Annotated in this window: 11 protein-coding genes; 2 read left to right on the top strand and 9 right to left on the bottom strand. The window is 46.6% G+C overall.

Annotated elements, in window-relative coordinates; translation table 11 throughout:
- Window positions 1-12 precede the first annotated feature (12 nt).
- From NQ564_RS03745 to NQ564_RS03730, 4 genes are all read right to left on the bottom strand, one after another.
- Complete coding sequence (locus tag NQ564_RS03745) at window positions 13-1,578, bottom strand: glycerol-3-phosphate dehydrogenase/oxidase (RefSeq protein ID WP_039848059.1); 1,566 nt, start codon at window positions 1,576-1,578, stop codon at window positions 13-15.
- A gap of 166 nt (window positions 1,579-1,744) precedes the next feature.
- Window positions 1,745-4,090, bottom strand: a complete 2,346-nt coding sequence (locus NQ564_RS03740) for a transglycosylase domain-containing protein (RefSeq protein WP_036608675.1) — start codon at window positions 4,088-4,090, stop codon at window positions 1,745-1,747.
- 80 nt (window positions 4,091-4,170) lie between these two features.
- A complete protein-coding gene (locus NQ564_RS03735) occupies window positions 4,171-5,217 on the bottom strand; it encodes a YeiH family protein (RefSeq protein ID WP_008158469.1) in 1,047 nt (348 codons plus the stop codon).
- Window positions 5,218-5,320: 103 nt separating this feature from the next.
- Window positions 5,321-6,208: a LysR family transcriptional regulator gene (locus NQ564_RS03730; protein WP_129649785.1), complete on the bottom strand. Its 888-nt coding sequence runs from the start codon at window positions 6,206-6,208 to the stop codon at window positions 5,321-5,323.
- Between the two features lie 996 nt (window positions 6,209-7,204).
- Here NQ564_RS03730 and NQ564_RS03725 point away from each other — a divergent pair.
- Window positions 7,205-7,882 carry an IS110 family transposase gene (locus NQ564_RS03725; RefSeq protein ID WP_227963218.1) on the top strand — a complete coding sequence of 226 codons (678 nt, stop codon included), beginning with the start codon at window positions 7,205-7,207 and terminating at the stop codon, window positions 7,880-7,882.
- Window positions 7,773-8,198, top strand: a complete 426-nt coding sequence (locus NQ564_RS03720; protein WP_011107673.1) for a transposase — start codon at window positions 7,773-7,775, stop codon at window positions 8,196-8,198. Before NQ564_RS03725 ends, NQ564_RS03720 begins: the two co-directional genes overlap by 110 nt.
- A gap of 191 nt (window positions 8,199-8,389) precedes the next feature.
- On the opposite strand, the gene NQ564_RS03715 is transcribed toward NQ564_RS03720, so the two are convergent.
- The 5 genes from NQ564_RS03715 to NQ564_RS03695 all read right to left on the bottom strand — a co-directional run bounded on the left by NQ564_RS03715 (window position 8,390) and on the right by NQ564_RS03695 (window position 20,591).
- A complete protein-coding gene (locus tag NQ564_RS03715; protein ID WP_008147520.1) occupies window positions 8,390-14,068 on the bottom strand; it encodes a T9SS type A sorting domain-containing protein in 5,679 nt (1,892 codons plus the stop codon).
- Window positions 14,065-15,729, bottom strand: coding sequence for a hypothetical protein (locus NQ564_RS03710; protein ID WP_008147518.1), 1,665 nt, complete (start codon window positions 15,727-15,729; stop codon window positions 14,065-14,067). The genes NQ564_RS03715 and NQ564_RS03710 overlap by 4 nt, the downstream gene beginning before the upstream one ends.
- Window positions 15,730-15,786: 57 nt before the next feature.
- Window positions 15,787-16,896, bottom strand: coding sequence for a FimB/Mfa2 family fimbrial subunit (locus NQ564_RS03705; protein WP_008147516.1), 1,110 nt, complete (start codon window positions 16,894-16,896; stop codon window positions 15,787-15,789).
- Between the two features lie 187 nt (window positions 16,897-17,083).
- Complete coding sequence (locus NQ564_RS03700; protein ID WP_165352354.1) at window positions 17,084-19,114, bottom strand: fimbria major subunit; 2,031 nt, start codon at window positions 19,112-19,114, stop codon at window positions 17,084-17,086.
- A gap of 58 nt (window positions 19,115-19,172) precedes the next feature.
- Window positions 19,173-20,591, bottom strand: a complete 1,419-nt coding sequence (locus tag NQ564_RS03695) for a DUF3868 domain-containing protein (protein ID WP_039848081.1) — start codon at window positions 20,589-20,591, stop codon at window positions 19,173-19,175.
- Window positions 20,592-20,606: the final 15 nt, after the last annotated feature.

Raw genomic sequence — 20,606 nt, 5'->3', positions numbered from 1 at the left:
CGTCTCATTAGATTATTCATTCAATATATAATGGGAGGCTACCCGGTTAAAGTCTTTTAACTGGGCATTCCGCCATGTATGGTCCTTTCCCCGTTCCTCTGCTAAAATAGCAGCCACGGCGGGAGCCATTTGCATCGCGGCACGTGCATCCATAAAGAGTATACGCAACCGGCGTGCCAAAACATCCTCCAGTGTCCGTGCCATTTCGTTCCGGACGACCCAGGTGACCTCTCCTCTAGTAAAAGCATATTGAGGATGCAGTCTCTCGGCCATCTCCGGCGAGGAATCCGTCAAAGCCCGTATCTCATCCGCATCTGTCCCATACACATACAACGGATCGGAAAAGTCCGGATTCGGACGGGAACCATGAACAGGATAATGCTCCGTCACACACTCCCGTGTCGGGATATGCATATAACGGATCGCATAGTCCAACGTGTCCTGCGCCATCTTCCTGTAAGTTGTCCATTTTCCACCGATAATCGTTATCAAACCGGATTTTTCCCGGATCAGTTTATGGCTCCGGGATATCTCCTTTGTCTTCTTACCTTCATTACGGGGAGCCGCAAGCGGACGGAGACCGGCAAATACGGAGAGGACATCGCTTCGACGGGGAACCCGTGTCAGGTACTTCCCTGCAGTGTCGAGTATAAATTGTATTTCCTGTTCGAGTGCGACCGGTTCTGTTTCGGTATGCTCCATCAAAGTGTCGGTCGTACCTACCACCACTTTGTTATGCCAGGGAACGGCAAAGAGTACACGTCCGTCGGATGTCTTCGGGATCATCACGGCACAATCGCTCTCCAGGAAAGATGCATCCAAAATCAAGTGTACTCCCTGACTCGGACGCACGGTCGGACGATTTTCCGGCTTGTCCATCTGCAGGATATCATCAGCAAAGACACCTGTCGCATTGATAACGGAACGGGCTTTTACGGAATAGATCGCCCCCGTTTCTTCGTCACGTACCTGCACACCGGATACTTTACCTGCTTCTTTCAGGAGAGAGATTACATTCATATAATTCAAGACACATGCACCGGCATCGACCGCCGTACGGACGAGATTAATGGCCAGGCGCGAATCGTCAAACTGTCCGTCATGATAAAGCACCCCCGCCATCATCCCCTCACGACGGAGCATCGGAACTGTCCGGGCCACCCGTTTAGGGCCGATACAGACAGACCTTCCGAGGCTGAGACCACGCGCCATCAGATCATAAAGAACCAGTCCGATCGTATAAAAAGGTCCCTCCCACCAACGGTAGCAAGGGATCAGGAAGAGTTGGTCTTTCACCAAATGCGGAGCATTATGCCGGAGCAAGCCCCGTTCACGAAGCGCTTCACGAACCAAAGCAATATCGCCCTGCGCCAGATAACGGACACCTCCATGTACCAGTTTCGTACTCCGGCTGGAAGTTCCCTTCGTAAAGTCCGAACGTTCAAACAAAGCCACGCTGTATCCGCGGGTCACGGCATCGAGCGCCACACCCAGACCGGTAGCCCCCCCGCCAATCACGACAAAATCAAATATCCTGTCTTTGTCATACAATTGAGAAATGATAGATTCCCGTTCCATATCCCGCGTCATTAAAAGTTAACACTTACAAATCTAACAAATAAATTCCGATTATGGTTCCGCCATCATAAAAAAGAAACATACGGGCATAAAAAAGAAATGCATGGGCATGGAACGACAATTCCACAACCATGCATTTTATTACATTCAAAGGCAAACCTGTCTTCTACTCAAACATCTTATCGATACCCCCCACATCTGTCGGCGTCTGCTTCCGTTCCTCTTCGGTGGTCATCTTGCACGGATCCTGATATTGTTCGGGAATATCGAAATCTTCTTCCTGCGAATAACCCAACGTTTTGTCGGCATAGACTTTCTGCATATAAAGCCCATAGATCGGCAGAGCCATACTGGCTCCCTGTCCTTCCGACATCCGGTCGAAATGAATAGAGCGGTCTTCACCTCCGACCCAGACACCGGACACCAAGCTCGGCGTAAAGCCCATAAACCAGCCATCGGAGTTATTCTGCGTCGTACCGGTCTTTCCTCCCATCGGCGCTGTAATGCCATAACGGGCACGGATACGGCCGCCTGTACCACCGTCTATCACATTTTTCAACATGTGAAGCATCTTATAAGAAGCATCTTCCGTCAAGACCTCACTCATCTGCGAATTGAAATTCGCAATCGTGTTGCCGTAAGCATCCTCTATGCGGGTTACATACAAAGGTTCGACCCGTATGCCCTTGTTAGCAAAAGTCGTATAACCACTTACCATTTCACCGACCGATACATCCGGCGTCCCCAAGCAAATCGAAACCACTGGGTCCATTTCGTTCTTCAATCCGAACGAATGCAGCAGACGGACAAACGTATAGGGAGATAACTGGCTCATCAACCAAGCCGTCACCCAGTTATCGGAATTCTGCAACCCCCACTGAACAGAGACCATCTCACCGATCCGTTTCTTATTCGAGTTACGGGGTTCCCAAAGCCGTCCGTTCTCATCGGTCAGACGCTGTTGTACGTGCAGCATCTCGTCACATGGACTGATTCCTTCGATCATGGCAAGGGAATAGAGGTAAGGTTTAATGGTCGAACCTATCTGGCGACGGCCTCCATTTACCATATCATATTGGAAATCATTATAATCAATACCACCCACATAAGCTTTCACATGGCCGGTGCGCGGGTCCATCGACATGAAACCGGTACGCAGGAAACTCTTATGATAACGAATCGAATCCAATGGCGACATCGTCGTATCTATAGCTCCCCCCCAACTGAACACACGCATCTCGACCGGTTCGTTGAAGGCAGCCTTTATCTCTTTCTCACTCGCTCCCGCCTTCTTCATGGCACGATAGCGGTCCGTCTGGTGCATAGCGTGCATAAAGATCGTATCCACCTCACCTTGACGTAAGTCACGGGAGAACGGTGCATAACTTTTTCCTCTCTTCTCTTTGAAAAATGCAGGCTGAAGATAACCTCCGATATGCTCACGGACGGCATCCTCGGCATATTTCTGCATACGGGAATCGATGGTCGTATATATTTTCAAACCATCCGTATACAAATTATAAAATTCGCCATCGGCTTTTTTGTTCTTGTTACACCAACCATATGCCGGATTTGTTTCCCAAGCAACCGAATCTTCCCTGAATTGTTGCATCTGCCATCCCCGGTAGTTTTTACGTTCGGGCTTCTTCGCCGTCAAAAACAGGCGCAGATATTCGCGGAAATAAGGAGCCAATCCTTCCTTGTGGTCCATACGGCTAAAATGGAGCGTGAGTGGCAAAGCTTTCAGCGAGTCACATTCCGCCTGCGTTATATAGCCGGCTTTCTGCATTTGCTCCAAAACCGTATTGCGCCGTCCGCGTGTCCGCTCGTTATGGCGTCTGGGATTAAAATAAGAGGGGTTCTTACACATTCCGACAAGTGTCGCCGCTTCCTCGATCTTCAACGTCTTGGGTGTCTTTCCGAAATAAACACGGGCAGCAGACTGGATTCCCACAGCATTATATAGGAAGTCGAACTTGTTCAGATACATATTGATGATCTCTTCTTTCGTATAATAACGTTCAAGCTGGACGGCAATCACCCATTCGATCGGTTTCTGGAACAGACGTTCCATCATATTGTCAACGCTTGGAGAAAACAACTGTTTTGCCAATTGCTGCGTAATGGTACTGCCGCCGCCACCACTTTTCTGCATCAAAATGCCTCGCTTGACAACTGCACGAAACAGTCCCTGCGCGTCGATACCGCTATGTTCGGCAAAGCGAACATCTTCCGTCGCGATCAACGCCTTCACCAAATCGGGCGAGAGATCGTTGTAATTGACCATGATGCGGTTATCTTGGCTATGTGCATAGATACCGAGTGTTTTCCCATCGGCAGACACAACTTGCGAAGCATATTTATCAATCGGATTTTCAAGCTGTTCGACCGGCGGCATATAGCCTATCGAGCCTTTAGCTATTGCTGAAAACAATACAACTACAGCACCTACCGCTATGGCAAACAACACCCAGAACGAAATTATAATACCTTTTGTTATCTTTGAAGCCACTTTTCTCTATCTTTCTTGTTTTGGGCACAAAGGTAATAATTTATAAGACACTCCTTCACCACAGTATCAAGCAATTTATGTTAAACCAAATACTTCGCCAATAAATAGCCGCCGCCTAACAACCAGATATACAATACTGCCGCCAAAATAAAAGGTTTCGCTCCGGCTTTCTTAAACTTCTCGATGCTGGTTTCCGTACCCAATGCCGTCATAGCCATCGTCAACATAAATGTATCTATATGATTGATCCCATCCACAACCGTATGAGGCAACAGGTCAAAGGAATTAAAACCGATCACGGCCAGGAAACCGAAAGCGAACCAAGGAATCGTGATCTTGCCCCGTTTTGCGGTAGCGGCTGCCGTTCCCTTTACGCCATCGGATACAACTTTCACGGCGGTACGTGCCAAAGCAAAACTCATTATCACCAAGACAGGAGCCAACATCATGACACGAATCATTTTCACGATAATGGCTGTATCCGAAATTTCCTTTCCCATCGCATTCCCCGCTCCCACGACGTGCGCCACCTCGTGCAAAGTCGATCCGGTATAAAGTCCCATCTGTTCAGGCGTCAGGTCCAATATGCCTGCACGGTATAGGGCCGGATAGATAAACATTGACAAAGTTCCGAAAATAACGACCGTCGAGACAGCCACCGCTGTTTTATGCGGCTCACTTTTCACGACCGGCTCAGCTCCCAATACAGCAGCAGCTCCACAGATCGCACTACCGGTGGATGTCAGCAAAGCGAGATCCCTATCCATCTTCAGCAAACGCCCGACAAACAAACCTATAAAGATGGTAGCCGTCACTATAATCGCATCGATCAGTATGGCCGGAAGCCCGATCTCGACCACGCTTTGAAATGTCAGCCTGAAACCATACAACACGATACCGGCACGCAGTACCTGCTTCGTACAAAACAAAATACCGGGCACCCATGTCTCAGGCAGATGGTTGCGTAAACTGTTCGCATATACCATCCCCAACAGGATACCGACAATCAGAGGGCTGAAGGATAGATTTTTGACAAAGGGAAACTCTGCAATGTAAAAAGCAGAACAAGAGAAAAGGGCGATCAACAGAATGCCATGAAGTACGTTACTCCTTTTTTCGCTAAACATATTCAATCAAGTTTAAAATCCATTACTTTTTAAAACCGTGACAAAAGTAAGCCTTTTTTCCTCTATCCTTTCCTAATATGTTTTTATAGGGTATAACACCAGGTTATCGCCAGTTTTGGCAGGCATATCGGATAAAGCTCTCTTCCACTCCCCCGTTCTGTCCCTGCGGCTCGGCAAAGGTAAACATCCGTTCGGCATGGAACCCGTCCACTTCGATCACCTTCAGCCTGCCGGACATCAATTCGCGGGTTACGGCACGAATAGAAACAATTCCCAACGCCTCGGAGTTTTCCAAAAACAGCTTTATACTTTCCGTACTCCCCATTTGCAACAATACATTCAGTTGCGAAAGTTTAATCTGATGTTCCGCCAGAGCAGCTTCCACCACATCGAGCGTCCCCGAACCGTTTTCTCGCAGGACAAGAGGTAGCGTACGGAGTTGTTCGAGCGAAATCTCGTCATAGGCCGCCAGCGAGCAGCCCGTATGCGCCACGACGACCAGTTCGTCTTTCATAAAAGGCGTATAGTGAAGCGTACTCTGATGTGCCGTTCCTTCGACCAGACCGAGGGTGATCTTTCCTTCCCGCAACGCCTGTTCGATATCACGGCTGTTCCCGTTCAGCAAAGAGACTTTTATCTCCGGAAACTTCTTGATAAAAGAGGCAAGAACAGGCGGCAGCACATATTGGGATATCGTCGTACTTGCCCCCAACCGCAGTTCCCCTGCAAAATTATCCGTCAACAGATTCATCTCGAAGTCCATCTGCCGGTATGCAGCCAACAGCTGTTTCGTATGCGACAGCAGCAATTCTCCGGCATGGGTCAACCCGATACGACTTCCCACACGATCAAACAACGGTGTTTTATATTGCACCTCCAATTCATGAATATGTTTACTGATAGCCGGCTGGCTGATAAACAGTTCTTTCGACGCTTTCGTAAAGCTCAAATTCGTAGCTACGCTATGAAATACTTTCAGACGGAAATCCATACATATATTACTTTCTACTTTATCAAACTCATTAACGTATCATAACTGTCAATCCCTCTTTTTTCCATGAAATCCAATTGTGCAAAGATAATCAAATTGTCACTCCCCTACCGAGTAAATCGGATTAATATGCCGGGTAAAATAAAATACCCAAGCGGGTAATATATTTTAACATAACAATCCGATTGCAAAACACATAAATAATGAACATTTTGACAAACCTAAAACCGTGTATTCTTGGTATCAAGGATGATAGTTCCTAATTCAACTATCATGCAACTATCATTGCACTATCATAGTTAGCCTGTCACCTTTGGATTTTTCCAAAAGAAACAGACAAATTTGACAAAAGCAGGCGGATCTTTTCGCGACATCCCTCGTTTTAGCAGAGTTATGACCCCCTTCTGCATGGCCCTGAGACCCGGATGTCCAAGGTATCGAGGCCCGGATGTCAGGAGAAACAGATAGGCAGTTGCCTGAAAATAAGCTATATGATTTCTGTAAAAATGTACTTGTTTTTATGATAGTATGATAGTGGAAAATACAACCGTCATGCCATCTATCATTCCATATATCCATTGATTTTTAACAGATTGAAAACAAAGCATGATAGTATGACAGTTATTTTAGCGATAAAGCCTATATTATCGACACATCTCCTTGTCCCCGCGCTTGACGCGGGGCCGCAAAAGAGCAGACCTTATCAATCAGATGTTTATATGGCCTGTTCTATTGTGGTCCCGCGTCAAGCGCGGGAACAGGATAGTTTTGGCACATTTACATTTGCAGTATTAAATATCACAATAAAATATAAGTGTATATTTGAAAAGAAGAGTTGCAGTGAACTAACTTTGACACTAGTCTTAAATGACTATAGGCTGAATCAGACTGCAACTCTCTTAATGGGAGAACCTAGCCAGTTAGAATTGTAGGCTCACGACCTAATAAATGTATTAGCTGTTTCTCCTTCATGTTTAATACTGGGATAACAAAATTATGAATTATTCTCATTTTGTAGGTCTTGATGTAGGGAAAAAAACTTTCGATGCATCATTAATGTCTGCAGACGAAAAAGAGTTGTCTCACAAGTCTTTTGATAACACATCAGAAGGGATCCAATCTTTATTGGATTGGATAGCAGGTTATCATCTCTCTTTATCCCAACTCTTGTTCTGTGCTGAAAACATGGGAAGCTATGTCACAGAGTTATCTGTTTCCAGTGTCTCCATGGGATTTTCCCAGGCTTTGGTTTGCCCGTTGACCATCAAGAAGTCCATAGGCTTGCAACGAGGCAAAAATGACCGCATTGACACCAAAAGGATAGCGAACTATGCGGTATTACATTATCGAAAATTAGAGTTATACAAATTACCTAACAAAGACTTGGTGAGACTGCGGGGATGGATTATTATACGTGACAATTTGGTCAAGCAAAAAGTATCAAGCATAAAGTTATTGGAAACATTCTCCCAGATGGCTAAGTTGGCTGATGTGACAGAATCCATTTTTTTTGGAAGAGCAGCTCAAGTCGATAAAAGAAAAGATCCTGGAAGTGGAAGAAGATATGGAGCAACTAATAGCCGCCAGTACATCGCTTTACACAAACTACTTGCTATTAAGAAGTATAAAAGGAATAGGAATTATCAATGCCATTGTATTACTGTGTGTTACTGACAATTTTCAAAGATTTGACAACCCGAGGAAATTTGCCTGCTATTGTGGGGTTGCCCCATTTGAACATACTTCAGGTATTTCCATACGGGGAAAAACGCAGACTTCTTCATTGGCTAACAAAGAAGTAAAAGTATACCTTACCCGAGCAGCTATTACTGCCATATCTTGGGATCCGCAGATGAAAGCATATTATAAAAGGAAAATAGCGGAGGGAAAACATAAAGCATCTGTAATCAATGCTGTAAGAGCCAAAATCATAGCAAGATCTTTTGCTGTGATACGAAGGCAGACTCCATTTGTAACATTAGCCGTATAATAAAAAAGGTCCTTAACTTCGAAAACATCTTAGGTTTAGGAAGTAGCTATACACTTCTGAAGAGTTGTTATGTCTATATACGAACTTACCCAAGGATACGTTAATGTTCGTAAACTTGGGTAAGATTTGAGAGATATTGTTTGGAGAGGACTTAGAATTCATCTCCTTTTGTCTCTCTTGCGAGAGAAAGATCAGCGTACTATCACCTTTTCGACCTTGACTGCGCCGTCCTTGCCTTCGGCATGGACAACATAGACACCGGCCGGCAGGTTGAAGGTGTACTGGGTCGTATTCAAGTTCATGTAGTTTTTGACCATCGCGCCGCTGAGGGAGTAAACTTTGATGTTACGGACTTCCTGGGTGGATGAGACAATCACCTTGCCACTTTGCACCGAATAGACCGCGATCGCATTATCCCCCACACTTCCGATAGCGGAACTGCGCAGATAGTAGCGCCCATGACTTTCGCCGGAGATTTCCAGCGTATGGCTATCCCCTTCCAGCAGTGTGCTCTTGCGTGTATAAGCATCATACAGATAGAGCGGCTCAGCCAATTGGTCCATCCCTTCGATCGTCACGGTCACATCTCCCTTGCGGCTATTGTAAACCCCTACAGGGATATTGTCGATGCTCCGCAGAGCATTCACCTGTGCGGCGCGGTTGCCGGCAACGGAATAGGCTACCGGTGCATCCAGTTCGGAGTCGAGAAGGACGACGGCATCTTCCTGCGGCTGGTAGGCATTGCTGGCCTTGTCGCGCAGGGTGATTACCGAACGGCCTTTCTTCCCGTCACGGTCGGCGGTCAGTGTCAATACGGGGGAGGTGGCGGAGATGGAGCGGGTAACGGGAGATGTTGCCGTTGCCTCTGCTTTGGTTGCCATCATGCCGGTATTGAAGTTGACAACGGCAGGTTTATCAGGAGCAACTGTTGCTGGATCCACTTCCACGAAGAAAGCCTCCATAGGTGCGATAAAGCCGGAAATTGCTTTCCCACCTGCTCCATCTTCTGTTTCTGTTCCGGTCCAACCTACATCCGGCGTTCCGACAATAGCTTCAATGCCCCTCTCTCTGTCTAATTTCCAATACTTCTTTTGCAAACTTTGGTTATTAGTCCCATTAAAGAATTGATGCATATTCAGATAGGTCATATACGGATTACCCACTAAGTAGTGTGTGCCGTCACCATCGACATCGTTTTCCAGAGTAATTGCTATAGCCTCGCCATTTGCCAATCTTCCACTACTGTCTCTCTCTGTCGGTTGGGGAGAAAGTTCCGGACCAGCAGCGCGAGTAGCCGGAGCCGATTCATACTTGTAGTCCAAATCCGCCTTCGGCAAACGAACTGTTGCACCCTTTCCTGCTACCCGGGCATAGAAACCTTTACCGAGGGTATAGGGAACCCAGACATCGTTATACTCGATGCTCCAGTTGGATTTGACGGCAGCCACACGGCCTGTATCTTTAACAGCTGTTCCATCCTCAGTATTCGATACCGCATAGGCAACCGCCTTATCCCAAGCCTTCTGATAGAAAGCCGGATCCCAACGGCTGTTTGTCCCTTCTTGATATGTAATATAATCGAATGCCGGAGTATTCTGGACTCCGTCGGATAACGTGTACATATCCCCTGCATAAACGGATTTCAACGGAGAAGACATCCAGTAAGAAGAGTCTTCCTTCATTGTAAATTCCACACGTGCCGTGTCATACGTCAGATATTGCTGGCTCATCAAGGTGGCACCCGGTTTGAAGTAGATTTCTCTTACTTTGTTGCCGTAATAGGGAACGATCTCATATCGATCTGTAGATACACTATCGACAGCCATATCGTAGGCTATACTATCCGTTGCCATATGATCCAATGGTAAAACAACATCTTTACGAAGTTCCTTTTCATCCTGCAACGCTAATTGTTTACTATCCGGAATTGTAATCTTTGTAAAGTACAACGGTGAAAAAGCTGCTGACATCGGATAACTGTAGCCGTTGGCATCCTCCGTAGATTGTCCAAAAGCATCCAAGAATATTTCACCTTTGGTTGATCGATGCCAATTTGCATTATCACTATACCACGAACCTGTGTCATCACCTTTCCAGGTCAAATACTCTGGAACGATCTTGATCAACAATCGGGCATATCCCATACATGACCCTGGTATTGGATCAGTAGCACCTGCACTTTCATATTCACCAAACGGAATAAGCAACGAATAAATCTGTTCCGTTCCAAATACATCTGACCAATTTAATGTTTCACCAGTACGCAGTGTATTGTCAAAGACTAAAGACAATACATTATTCTTGTCATCAGCCTCATTATTGTCCGCATATAAATTTGTCAGTTTTGCAACCGGGATATACCTTTCTGCCGGATCCGCACTATTTGTAACCAAAAAGATCGTGTCGTTAGCTGTAACATGCTTCAGACAATGACCATCTGCGGGATCCATTCCGAAAGAGATCGCATTCTGAATCGGAATATCGGCAAGAGTCTTTCCACTTCTGATATTGGGTAACCCCAAACGCAGAGGTACTGTCCAAGAATCTGCGTACTGCACATCAGGGAAGCCAACAGACAATTCCGGCACATTCGACTGTGTCGGCAAATCCACGACTTGTGCATCCGTACAATAAAGTTTATCGGCTTGATCAGCCGGTAACCCTGTCCTACCTGAAACATAAGGCATAGCTACGATTTGATCTATAAACTGGAACGAGACTTGTTTTCCGGTCAATAATTTACCTTCGTTCAAAAGCCGCTTCAAAAGCTGTTTTTCAGCATCGTTTAGCACATTTGTATTTACAGCATCTATTGCAGCTTCAGTAATAGGTTGTACACCAAGATTTTGAGCAGTTCTAAGATCTGCAATTATACTCTTTAAATCAATATGATTCGGATCTGTACTAACACCTTCAAGCACTTTCAAATATTCCGTTTCAGGCCCCAAGAACCAGTCGAATGTATATTCTGTACCGGGATAAAGTTTTTCCAAGTCTTCCATAACCTTATCATCTATGATATTGCCATATTCATCTTGTGCGGGAGCAGTCAAGTGAGCATCCATATTGTGTATTTCTCCAATACAAGTCACACCGCCCGTTTCCGTCTTCGTATTGACAACGATACGGATAGAAGGCAACACATAGAACTCGGATATCAAAGTACATTTACTCCGCAGATTGACTACACTACTGGTTAGATTGTTCGAACCAAGGACATCAGCCGCACTGAAGAGTACAACAAAATATTTGCCCGATGCATACTCGTTGTTCCCATCAGCATCCACTCCGATAAGCTCATTCCAGAATTTTAAATCCGTATCCTCGACATCGATCGCACTCAGACAAATAGTTTTTCCTCCATCTTCCGTCCAAGGGCAACGGATACGAGGAACATGGAGTATACTATACAACTCTTTTATTTTAGCATTGTACAGATTTAATAAATCCGCATCAGCTAATATGGCAGATGAGGCCTTTAATGTTCCGCCACTATTTTGCAACCCTGTAATATCAATTTCTTTCGCATCCGGCCAATAATAGGGTGGCTTGTTTCCTTCCGGCCCCCTTTGCGTATCAGCATTATAGTCGTTTATCGCCCGTAAATTCATGGTGATTTCAGCTTCAAGCGCCTTTGCTCTCGAAGTAGGAAGGCCTTCTGTTCCACCTGTAGTCGCTATATATTCCCCCGGACTGGTCGGGACGGCGACACGTATACTTTTGGATAATCCCAATTGAGCAACATCCGGATCCTTATTGACCGTAATCCAAGTTTCTTCATCAGCCCCACTCTTGGTCGTATCTTCCACAAAGCCATAATAGATATTACCGACATGCATATTTATGGTTTCAATATCGGCATTCGGATCATCCCCCATCAAACCATACCGATATTTTCTTGTACTGACAGTCTTCAAATCAAATCCGGTCAATATGTCCGGATTCAAATCCCAACCCATGTTATGCAACAGGGTTTCATAAGACGAGCTTACGATCAAAGTAGACGCATCGCAAGCATCCTTACGCTGCACATCGATGTTTGGCAAAGAACGATAGACCTTGATTTCGTCGATACCGTAGTCCGCACCATTGGACTTGGGGCAATTATTGGATATTTCCAAGATATATCGGGATCGCTCATCATTCGAAATTTCAGCATTGGAGAATGAAAACTTGAATGATACCTGCTGCCAGAAGGCCGGATGGGCATTTGTTGGGTTAGCAGGTTTATGTAACAAAGCTCCTGTGTAATACTTGGTTAAAATAACTTCCGTACTATCACCCTTGTCATCATAGTCAATACGTTTAAATGTAAATCCGACATCGGCGTGAACTCCAGGATTAGTACCATTCTTATGTGCCAAGTCACAAATCCATGCGCTTACGATCAAAGAAGTATTAGCACATAAATTCTCCACCGGGATTTTTGTGATGACACCCGGTTCATCCGCAGCATCCAAATACATAAAATAGCCAAACTCAGCTCTATTTGTCGTTTCATTCAATCGGTCTACAACGGCTATACTATAGCCGTCTGTTGGGAAATAATCCATATACTGACCACCAGAGTAGTTATCGCCTCGCCGTGATATATCAGTATAGTTCAACGTTCTATACAACGCATATTCTCCACGTCCTACCGACAATCTACTATCCCTCTTATCAGCATATGTTTGAGGAGCAGCAAAAGCATAATAAGAGTCGGCAATTAATGGAGTTTTTCTGTAGTTTAAAGAAGGATCAGCAATCAAGGCTTCTTTAGACAATATTTCACCCTGTTCTTCAAAAGATATATTCTCCAGCAGTTCATACCGACCGTCGACCAGCAAACTATCCTCAAAACGATCTTTATAATTCGGATTACTTCTAAAGCCATCCAGCTCACTTTCCGTCAGAGGCAATGAGAACGGCTCCAATATAATATTCAAAAGAGAAACCGGATACCACGTACTGCTATCGGCAGATACCTCAGTCAAGATATAACGCTTGTGTGAGACTGTTGTATCCATATCCGCTGTAGCAAATTTATAAGATAAAATATTAGCTTTGTTATCCACTTGCTCCAATTGGCCACCATCTTCCCCATACATCGTCCATCTTACATGTTGAGCAACTTGAGGAGTTGTTGTACCCATATAATAATTATCCAACCTTTCTGGCAACCTATAGTTCGTACCGTTTTGTATCGGGGTATGTATCGTATAAGTATGTAATACACATGCCGACTTATTGGGTGCTTTTAATAGAGTACTAATGTCTGAGGATATATTACTGCCCCCTATCTTCACAAGAGAATCCTTTGCCGCTTTTAAAGCTGCCGATCTTTCACTCGCATTTTTTATGATGTATTTATGGCGTACACCGATAGAATGAGGGGTTAAAAACCAATATTGATCTCCTCCTGTTCCCCGTTGTTCCCTATCCGCACTCGCCGAGCTTGCATCATAAACAAGAGTTATACCCTTTTCTATCTGATCTTTTGCAAACTTACATGTTATAGAACATGCATTCTTAGGGTAGTCTTCGTGCTTTGTTGTACTCCTATACCAAGCAAGACCATTAGAATATTCATCAAATTCATTTTTTTCAGTTAATCCAGTTATACTTCTTGTTCCATCGGCTGATTCCACATACCATCTGATATAACCATCCAGTTTATCGGAAGCATCATTTGTTTGGAATTCTATTGTCTTTGGCTCACCAGGTACAACATATAATATCTCTGTAATTTCAGAATTAGGGATAACCTCCTCATTTATTCGGTCCTCTTGTCCCCAAGCCACGCCCCCGCCCGCCAGCAACAGACCTGTGGCCAGCAGTAAAGTGCGGGTTGCCTTGTATATATTATATAATGTATAGCGTCTCATCATGCGTTACCTCCCTTCTTTCCGAACTTTATTGTTAATGTATAGGGTAATACGACTTCGGTTTCATCTTTTGTGGCGACCAAAGTCAGCTTGATTTTGGCTTCACCGGAAACCACTTCCTGGACTCGGATGGTGAAGCTACCCTTTGTCGGGCTGTCTGTTTCTTGACTACCACCATCAGTCACTTTGTCGGGAGTCAGCTTATAGCCATATATAGGTTGGGTGTCAGTTCCTCCAAGCCACTTCAAATTGGTCCACATATCCTCGTTGGTCGCCGTATCTCCTTCAAGGATCAAGCCTTCATCGTTTGAGTGTTCAACGTTCTCCATGACTCGGGCATTACAAAACTGCTCACCAGGCGTATGTGTTCCTGGATAATATTTCAAGCTCCAACCGGACGTCTGACCGTTCAACTTTTTCAACTCATAACCTATCTTTACCTCGCCGGCATGATCCAGATGAACCGTCTGGTCGGAAATGATAGCACCGTTAGGGAAGGTTAGCTGGATAGGTAATCCGCCAATCGGCATATGCTTTTGTGAAACGGTGACATTGGTGCTGGCATCGGAGATCAGCACCGGGATCTTCAGCAAGTCGTTGCGGCGGACGAAGTAGAACTTCGTATTCTTCGGTGCCAGGTCTTTTTCTACACCTGAAACATCAAGGGCGATTGTCATGTCGCTCGCGTTCGTCTCCTGGTTCTTATACGAGGTTTCATTGATATAGAAAGAATAATTATAAGGTTTGTCAGCATTACTGGCTAAAGACTGATTCAGTTCAAACTCTTTATCCTTTCCTTTTGTCCTTTCATCTGCATCATTCTCATTAGGGAAGTCTGGGGATTGCAATTTGTATTCATCTCCTTGTCCCTGCCCAACAAACAGATTTCCCTTTTCATACCCCAAATTAGTTGTCGCGTCATACGGGAACAAGAATATCTGGCCTGTGGTACGGAACTTGCCCATCGTTATCTTATTAAGCGTAACCTCCTTGCCTGTTCCATTCGTAACGTCAATACTCACTTTGCCTAACAGGCGGAATAAGCAAATAGACAATTGATTCTTGTTTGGATCATCAGTGATTACATGAGTGTATCCATAACTGCTCATCGGGATTTCGGCAGGAGTAGTATGAGTGGCATCTTTCACATATTTATCCATCTCCTGCATGGTAACGGCTAAATTCAGCATATCCGCTTCCGACTTTCCCTTTAAACCATTCAGGACCTCGTCTTTATCAGTAGTTACCAAGCCATCCAGATTGGTAAACGCATAGAACTTATACGTCTCTCCGATAATCAGATCCATGCCGACTTCCGTTTCCGAATCATCATCAACGTTATTCGCTGTCGTATTCGAAATGATGCTATCCACGCTAAAAGAGCTGTTGTTCAATTTCATCACCACGATCCACCAGTCTTTTATAAAATGTTCATGAGCGAGATCGGCTGAATCGGTATTAAAAATATCATTATCCCCCATCGCCTTCGTATAACTCGGCCTCGCACTATCCGCGCTCCCCAGCGTGATCGTCAGTTTGGCGTATTTCGTTTCGGGGATGTCGGGGGTGTTGCTGCTTTCGTCGGAGCAGGCGGGGAGCAGAAAGAGCAAGAGCAGTAGTGAGGGCGCTACTGCTTTTGCGGTTTTATATAGTTTGTTTTTCATATTTTTCTGTTTTTGTAGTTCACTTTTTTGTAGTTCACTTTTTTGTAGTTCACTTTTTTACAGGCCGGCATCGTTGATGCGGATCACCCAGTCTTTGACCTGGACTTTCAGGCAGGCGTAATGCACGATCGGGATTTCCGGATCGGGGATGACCGGGTCGGGGTCGGGATCTGGATCGGGGTCAGGATCGGGGTCAGGATCAGGATCGGGGTCCGGGTCGGGATCGGGATCGGGACAATCCGGGCAGTAGGTCGGGGTCAGGAAGAAGACGATGGAGTATTCGTCCTGGCGGTCGAGGTATTCCTGTGCGCTGATGTCGTGTCCCTCCATCTGGGTGAGGAGGAGGTAGTTGTTGAGGTTGATGTTGAGGACGTCCTTTTCCCAGTTTTTGTGGCGCACGATGAGGCGGTAGTTTTCGCCCGCCATCAGGCGCATGGTGTTCATTTCGGCCACGGCGACGGTTTGCATGGCGGGTTTGCCCATGATGCTGTCGCCTTCGGCAATGTTGACGTTTTTGGTCATATAAGGGAGGTAGGTGATCACGGGATCGTCCATCAGGCTGTTGTCATGGTCCATATAGCCGTTGTCGGCCTTGATCTCGAAGGTGAAGTCGCGGACGTCCATGCAGTTACCGTCGGTGTCCTGGAGGACGAAGCGCAGTTTGTTGGTGTTTTTGGCCAGCGAGACTTGCTTGTCTTCATGCTTGCTGCGCGTGACGACGAGGGTGTCGAGGCTGTGCCAGAGGGGCGTGAGTTCGCCCGGCTGTGTCGCGTCGGCCTCGCGCAGGGTGCGGAGGCGGAGTTCCTGGAGGGTGGTCGTTCCGGCTACGGGTGCGGGCCCGTCATAGGATTGTTCGTCGAGGCCGGCCCAGGTGACGGCGTAGTAGGTGCCCGGCTCGAGGTCCAGCTTTATGTTGTTGGCTTTCAGCTCTGCGCCTTCGATATCACGCCGCATGATGTAATTACCCTTGTTGTCGCAGATAAACAATGTGGCCTGATCGACCTCACGCTGGAAAGCATCGGCAAATTTCATATTATAATCGTAGACGAAATGCACGCGGTATTCGCAAGGCTGAAGCGAATCGTCGGCGAAGTAGTCGCACGCGGTCATACCGGCCAGCATCATCGCACCGATTGTTTTTGTCAATATTGTAGATATATTTCTCATATTCAGTTATACTATATTTTGTTTTCTGCCAAAGATAATTTGGTAAAGAAATCAGATTACAGATGCCCCCGGCCCCGCCTTCTCTCTCCGGCCGAAGCCGGGGCTTCTGTTTGAAGTTCCCCTTGGGTGCCGACGGGTTTGAACCGCCGGCAACCGCATGGGGTTTTATATATAAGTTGGAATGGGATCAGAGGATGATGCCGCCGTTGTTGCGGACTACCCAGTTCTTAACCTTGACAACAACATTCATCTTCGTTGTTCCATCTTCGTCCGGATTCTTAGGATCCGGAACCTCGATGCCGGACAGGCCTAATCCTGAAATTCCGGCAACAGTCAGATCATAAATGTTATTACGGACGATGTCGAACTCCATCGGACCGATCTTGTTATAATTGTCATTATTTTCATGACGAATCCAGTACAGATAGTAGCATTCACCATCAATATAAGATTTGACGTGAACGTATTTATCTGCATCTGCAAGAGCTGTTATATACTCCTTGAATGTTTTCAAATTTGCATTTTGATCATCTTTTTCCTTCAGACTTCCTAAAGTAGCATTATCCTGTGCAGACTCCAGATTCGTTTTCAAATAGGCCAGATATCCAAACACATCATCAACACGATTTTCCGTATATGTTTTCGATTCTTTAAAGGCCTTAACAGTCAGAGCGTCGAAAGTCGCAGAAACATCTTGAGCATCAGTCATAAATGTATTATAAAAATAATAATCATTACCACTATACTTATCAACATCCTCAACCTGCTGGGCCAAAGTATACGCGAAAATAGCTTCAAGAGAGGCGAACTTCATATCTTTGTGTGAACGATAGGTGTAGAATGTCAGATTATCAACATCAGTATCATCTCTTCCCCAATCTGAGTCGGCAGGATTCACGCTCTTATTGTCGGTATCGATCTGCATCGTTTGATCAGCATAATAAGTCGCTTTGAAAAGTACGCCGGTAGAGAAACCATTCAATGAGTTGGCCACATTTGTCGTATTTTCCATTGTATAGGCCAATGTCAAAGGATCCGTACCTGTCAAAGTTTTTGCTGTTAACTGTCGGCTTGCAAAAGCAGTAGTAGAGGTCGGTAATGCGTCATACCAAGCGCTATAAGTGTTAAAATTCTGTGATGTCATAGCACCACCTGTCAATGTTCCCGTCAAGTAATTACCATACGCTAATTGTTTATTTGCAGCAGCAGGTAATGCAGTCGTTGTTGTCGTCGGCATAGCAACGTTACCATCTGTAAATACTGTTACACCGTTTTTAAGGCGAGTCCACGGGTCGATGACGAAATTGGCTTTTCCATCTGTGTCATTGTATGCCTCGTCTTCCAGATAAACATCAGCAGGGTTAGCGGTCAAATCAAGTTCCTCCAATAAATTTGCTGCAACTTTGCTTGTCGCCCGCTTCAACAGATAAGAACCGGAAGTCAGTTGGTTTAAAACGGCAGCTTGTTGCAAAGCGACTTTATCGTCAGAGTTGACAATCTCATAAAGATAACCAGTAACATCTGCTGCCGGATTAATCCGGACTTTAGCTGCCAGACGTTCAACAAAAACTTCTACTTCAGGAATTTCCTGATCACCACTTGTTGCAGCCGGAAATTCTACTTCAGACCTATGGCCGGCATCATCAACCAACATATGCGTCGACATGACAAAGCCCTTGCTGTCAGTGTAGATAGAAGCCTGCAAATAATCTGCCAACTGCGCTCCAGTCGTAATACCAGCTTCATTAGCCAATGCCTCACTACCAATATTTGTCACAGCAATCACTCCATACGTATTGCCGGCTAACGTTGTTGCAGTTCCTTTTTCAGTCACCTTCACTTTGACTTCCGCCTGCCAACCATGCTTATCCGGATGGTCAGAACCTTCAGTATTGTCGACAGTCGTATAGCCGGTTGCGATAATATCACTTGTTCCGGTAAAATCAATCACATCAGTCGTAGCAGCATTACCATCCGTAAACAAGAATACAGTCAAGTCTTTTACTTCAGACTCTTCCTTTGTTCCAAGTTCATCATCATCTCCTTCTTCGGCAGAAGCAGACGCTTTTGTTGTTACTTCCGTTTTGATAACGACTTTCATTTTGGCAGTCTCGCCATTCAAATCCGAGTCATTCCCCCCGTTGTTCGGATCCTCGAAATCGTCCGAACAGGACACCGCCGCGCAAGCGAAGGCGAGTGCCCATAATGTACTTTTCATTTTCATTTCTGTTTGTTTTTAGAATTAGTAAAAAAGATTGTTTATTAAAATGATTTTCTTATTCCTTCATCTGCTTGACCATCTCCAGGTTGGCAGCTGCGGCTTCCGCCACTTCCGGCTTTGCGGCGAGGCGGCTGAGGGCCGTTTCGGCTTCGTCCCACTGTTCGGCGAGCATCAGGAGGATCGCTTCGGCAAGCTCTTTCTGAGGGGAGGGGGCTGCTTTGGCGAGGTAGCGGCGGGCCTTGTCGGCCTGGCGGTTTTGCAGGGCGATGTTGGCGGCGTTGAGGTTCGAGACGGGGTCGTCGGGATACATGCGGACGGCGATCTCGAACACCTCCTTATATTCGTCGCTTCCGGCCGGATAGCTGAGCGCGACGCGGTGCATCTCTTCGAGGCTCAGTTGCGAAGGGTCGCGGTAGATGATGTCGCGGGCTTCTTCGAGGGTGAAGTTGCGGATGTTGTATTCCACCACATAGTCCGAACGGCGCAGGGCAGGATAGATATCGGCCAGAATCTGCCGGTAGGCAGGGAGTTGCTTCAGTTTCCATTCGCGGGCGTCGGGGTCGGCGGGCTCGCCGGCACGGATGATGGCGAGGGCCTCTTCACGGCCTTCGATGTCGGAGGCGGCGAGGCGCGTTTCCAGTCCTTGCCAGTCTTCCGGCTCGGAGGCCACGTCACAGGGCACGCCGCTGAAATCATACAACTCCTTTACGTAGCCGAGCAAGGCTTCGGCACGTCCTTCCGCCAGGCGTTCGTTGTTGGCATAGGCGCCTTCGGGCGAAGCAAAGCCTTTGATGGAGACGTGGGTGATGGTCGCGTTCGTATTCTCCTTGACAGCTTCGATCGTGCTGCGGATGGCAGCCAGTTCGCCGGGGTTCTTGCGGTAGTCGGGACGGATCACGGTGCTGTTTACAAGGAAATCCAGGTAGGCCTGCCCATTCAAGGCACGCCGTTTCACCTCTTCGGCGGCAGGAGCCAGGAAGGCGGGCACCGGTTTCACGACGGGCACCTCGAGGTTGACGGCAAAGAGATGGGATTTGTCATTCTGGAGCGCCTTCCACCCGCAGCCGCAGAGATCGGTCACCATCGACACATCCGCCCGGTTCATCCACGCGCGGAAGGGCACTTTCACTAAGTAGTCCACCTTCTGCTCCGTCCGGTTCTTGCGCCGTACCACCACTTCGCCGGGCTGCACGAGGGCGGCCCCGTCGCGGCGTTCGTAGGCGATCTGGCGCGTGCGCCCGTTCACCACCACCGGCGGCAAGGCCAGCAGGCTGTCGCCTTTTTCGAGCAGGGGCGTGCAGACCACCGTGCGGTTGCGCCCCAATTCCATATTACTGATGTCGACGCGCATATTCACGACCAGGTCGGAACCGGAACGCTGCACGGACTGCCGTTCGACCGTGACGGGCGACTGCGCATTGAGGGCCGAGGCTGCGCACAACCCCATCAGCATACTGCCTATAGTCTTTTTCATCATACGTTTCATGCG

The sequence above is a fragment of the Parabacteroides johnsonii DSM 18315 genome, from assembly GCF_025151045.1.
In the GTDB taxonomy this organism is placed as follows: Bacteria; Bacteroidota; Bacteroidia; order Bacteroidales; family Tannerellaceae; genus Parabacteroides; species Parabacteroides johnsonii.
The sequence above is the reverse complement of the archived record's forward strand: the minus strand, read 5'-3'. Positions and strand labels throughout refer to the sequence as shown.

Bases quoted from the DNA above. Each gene is read 5' to 3' on its own strand.
- NQ564_RS03700 (WP_165352354.1), bottom strand. From the start codon at position 19,114: ATGAAAAGTACATTATGGGCACTCGCCTTCGCTTGCGCGGCGGTGTCC.
- NQ564_RS03695 (WP_039848081.1), bottom strand. From the start codon at position 20,591: ATGAAAAAGACTATAGGCAGTATGCTGATGGGGTTGTGCGCAGCCTCG.
- NQ564_RS03715 (WP_008147520.1), bottom strand. From the start codon at position 14,068: ATGATGAGACGCTATACATTATATAATATATACAAGGCAACCCGCACT.
- NQ564_RS03710 (WP_008147518.1), bottom strand. From the start codon at position 15,729: ATGAAAAACAAACTATATAAAACCGCAAAAGCAGTAGCGCCCTCACTA.
- NQ564_RS03720 (WP_011107673.1), top strand. From the start codon at position 7,773: ATGGAGCAACTAATAGCCGCCAGTACATCGCTTTACACAAACTACTTG.
- NQ564_RS03725 (WP_227963218.1), top strand. From the start codon at position 7,205: ATGAATTATTCTCATTTTGTAGGTCTTGATGTAGGGAAAAAAACTTTC.
- NQ564_RS03705 (WP_008147516.1), bottom strand. From the start codon at position 16,896: ATGAGAAATATATCTACAATATTGACAAAAACAATCGGTGCGATGATG.
- NQ564_RS03745 (WP_039848059.1), bottom strand. From the start codon at position 1,578: ATGGAACGGGAATCTATCATTTCTCAATTGTATGACAAAGACAGGATA.
- NQ564_RS03730 (WP_129649785.1), bottom strand. From the start codon at position 6,208: ATGGATTTCCGTCTGAAAGTATTTCATAGCGTAGCTACGAATTTGAGC.
- NQ564_RS03735 (WP_008158469.1), bottom strand. From the start codon at position 5,217: ATGTTTAGCGAAAAAAGGAGTAACGTACTTCATGGCATTCTGTTGATC.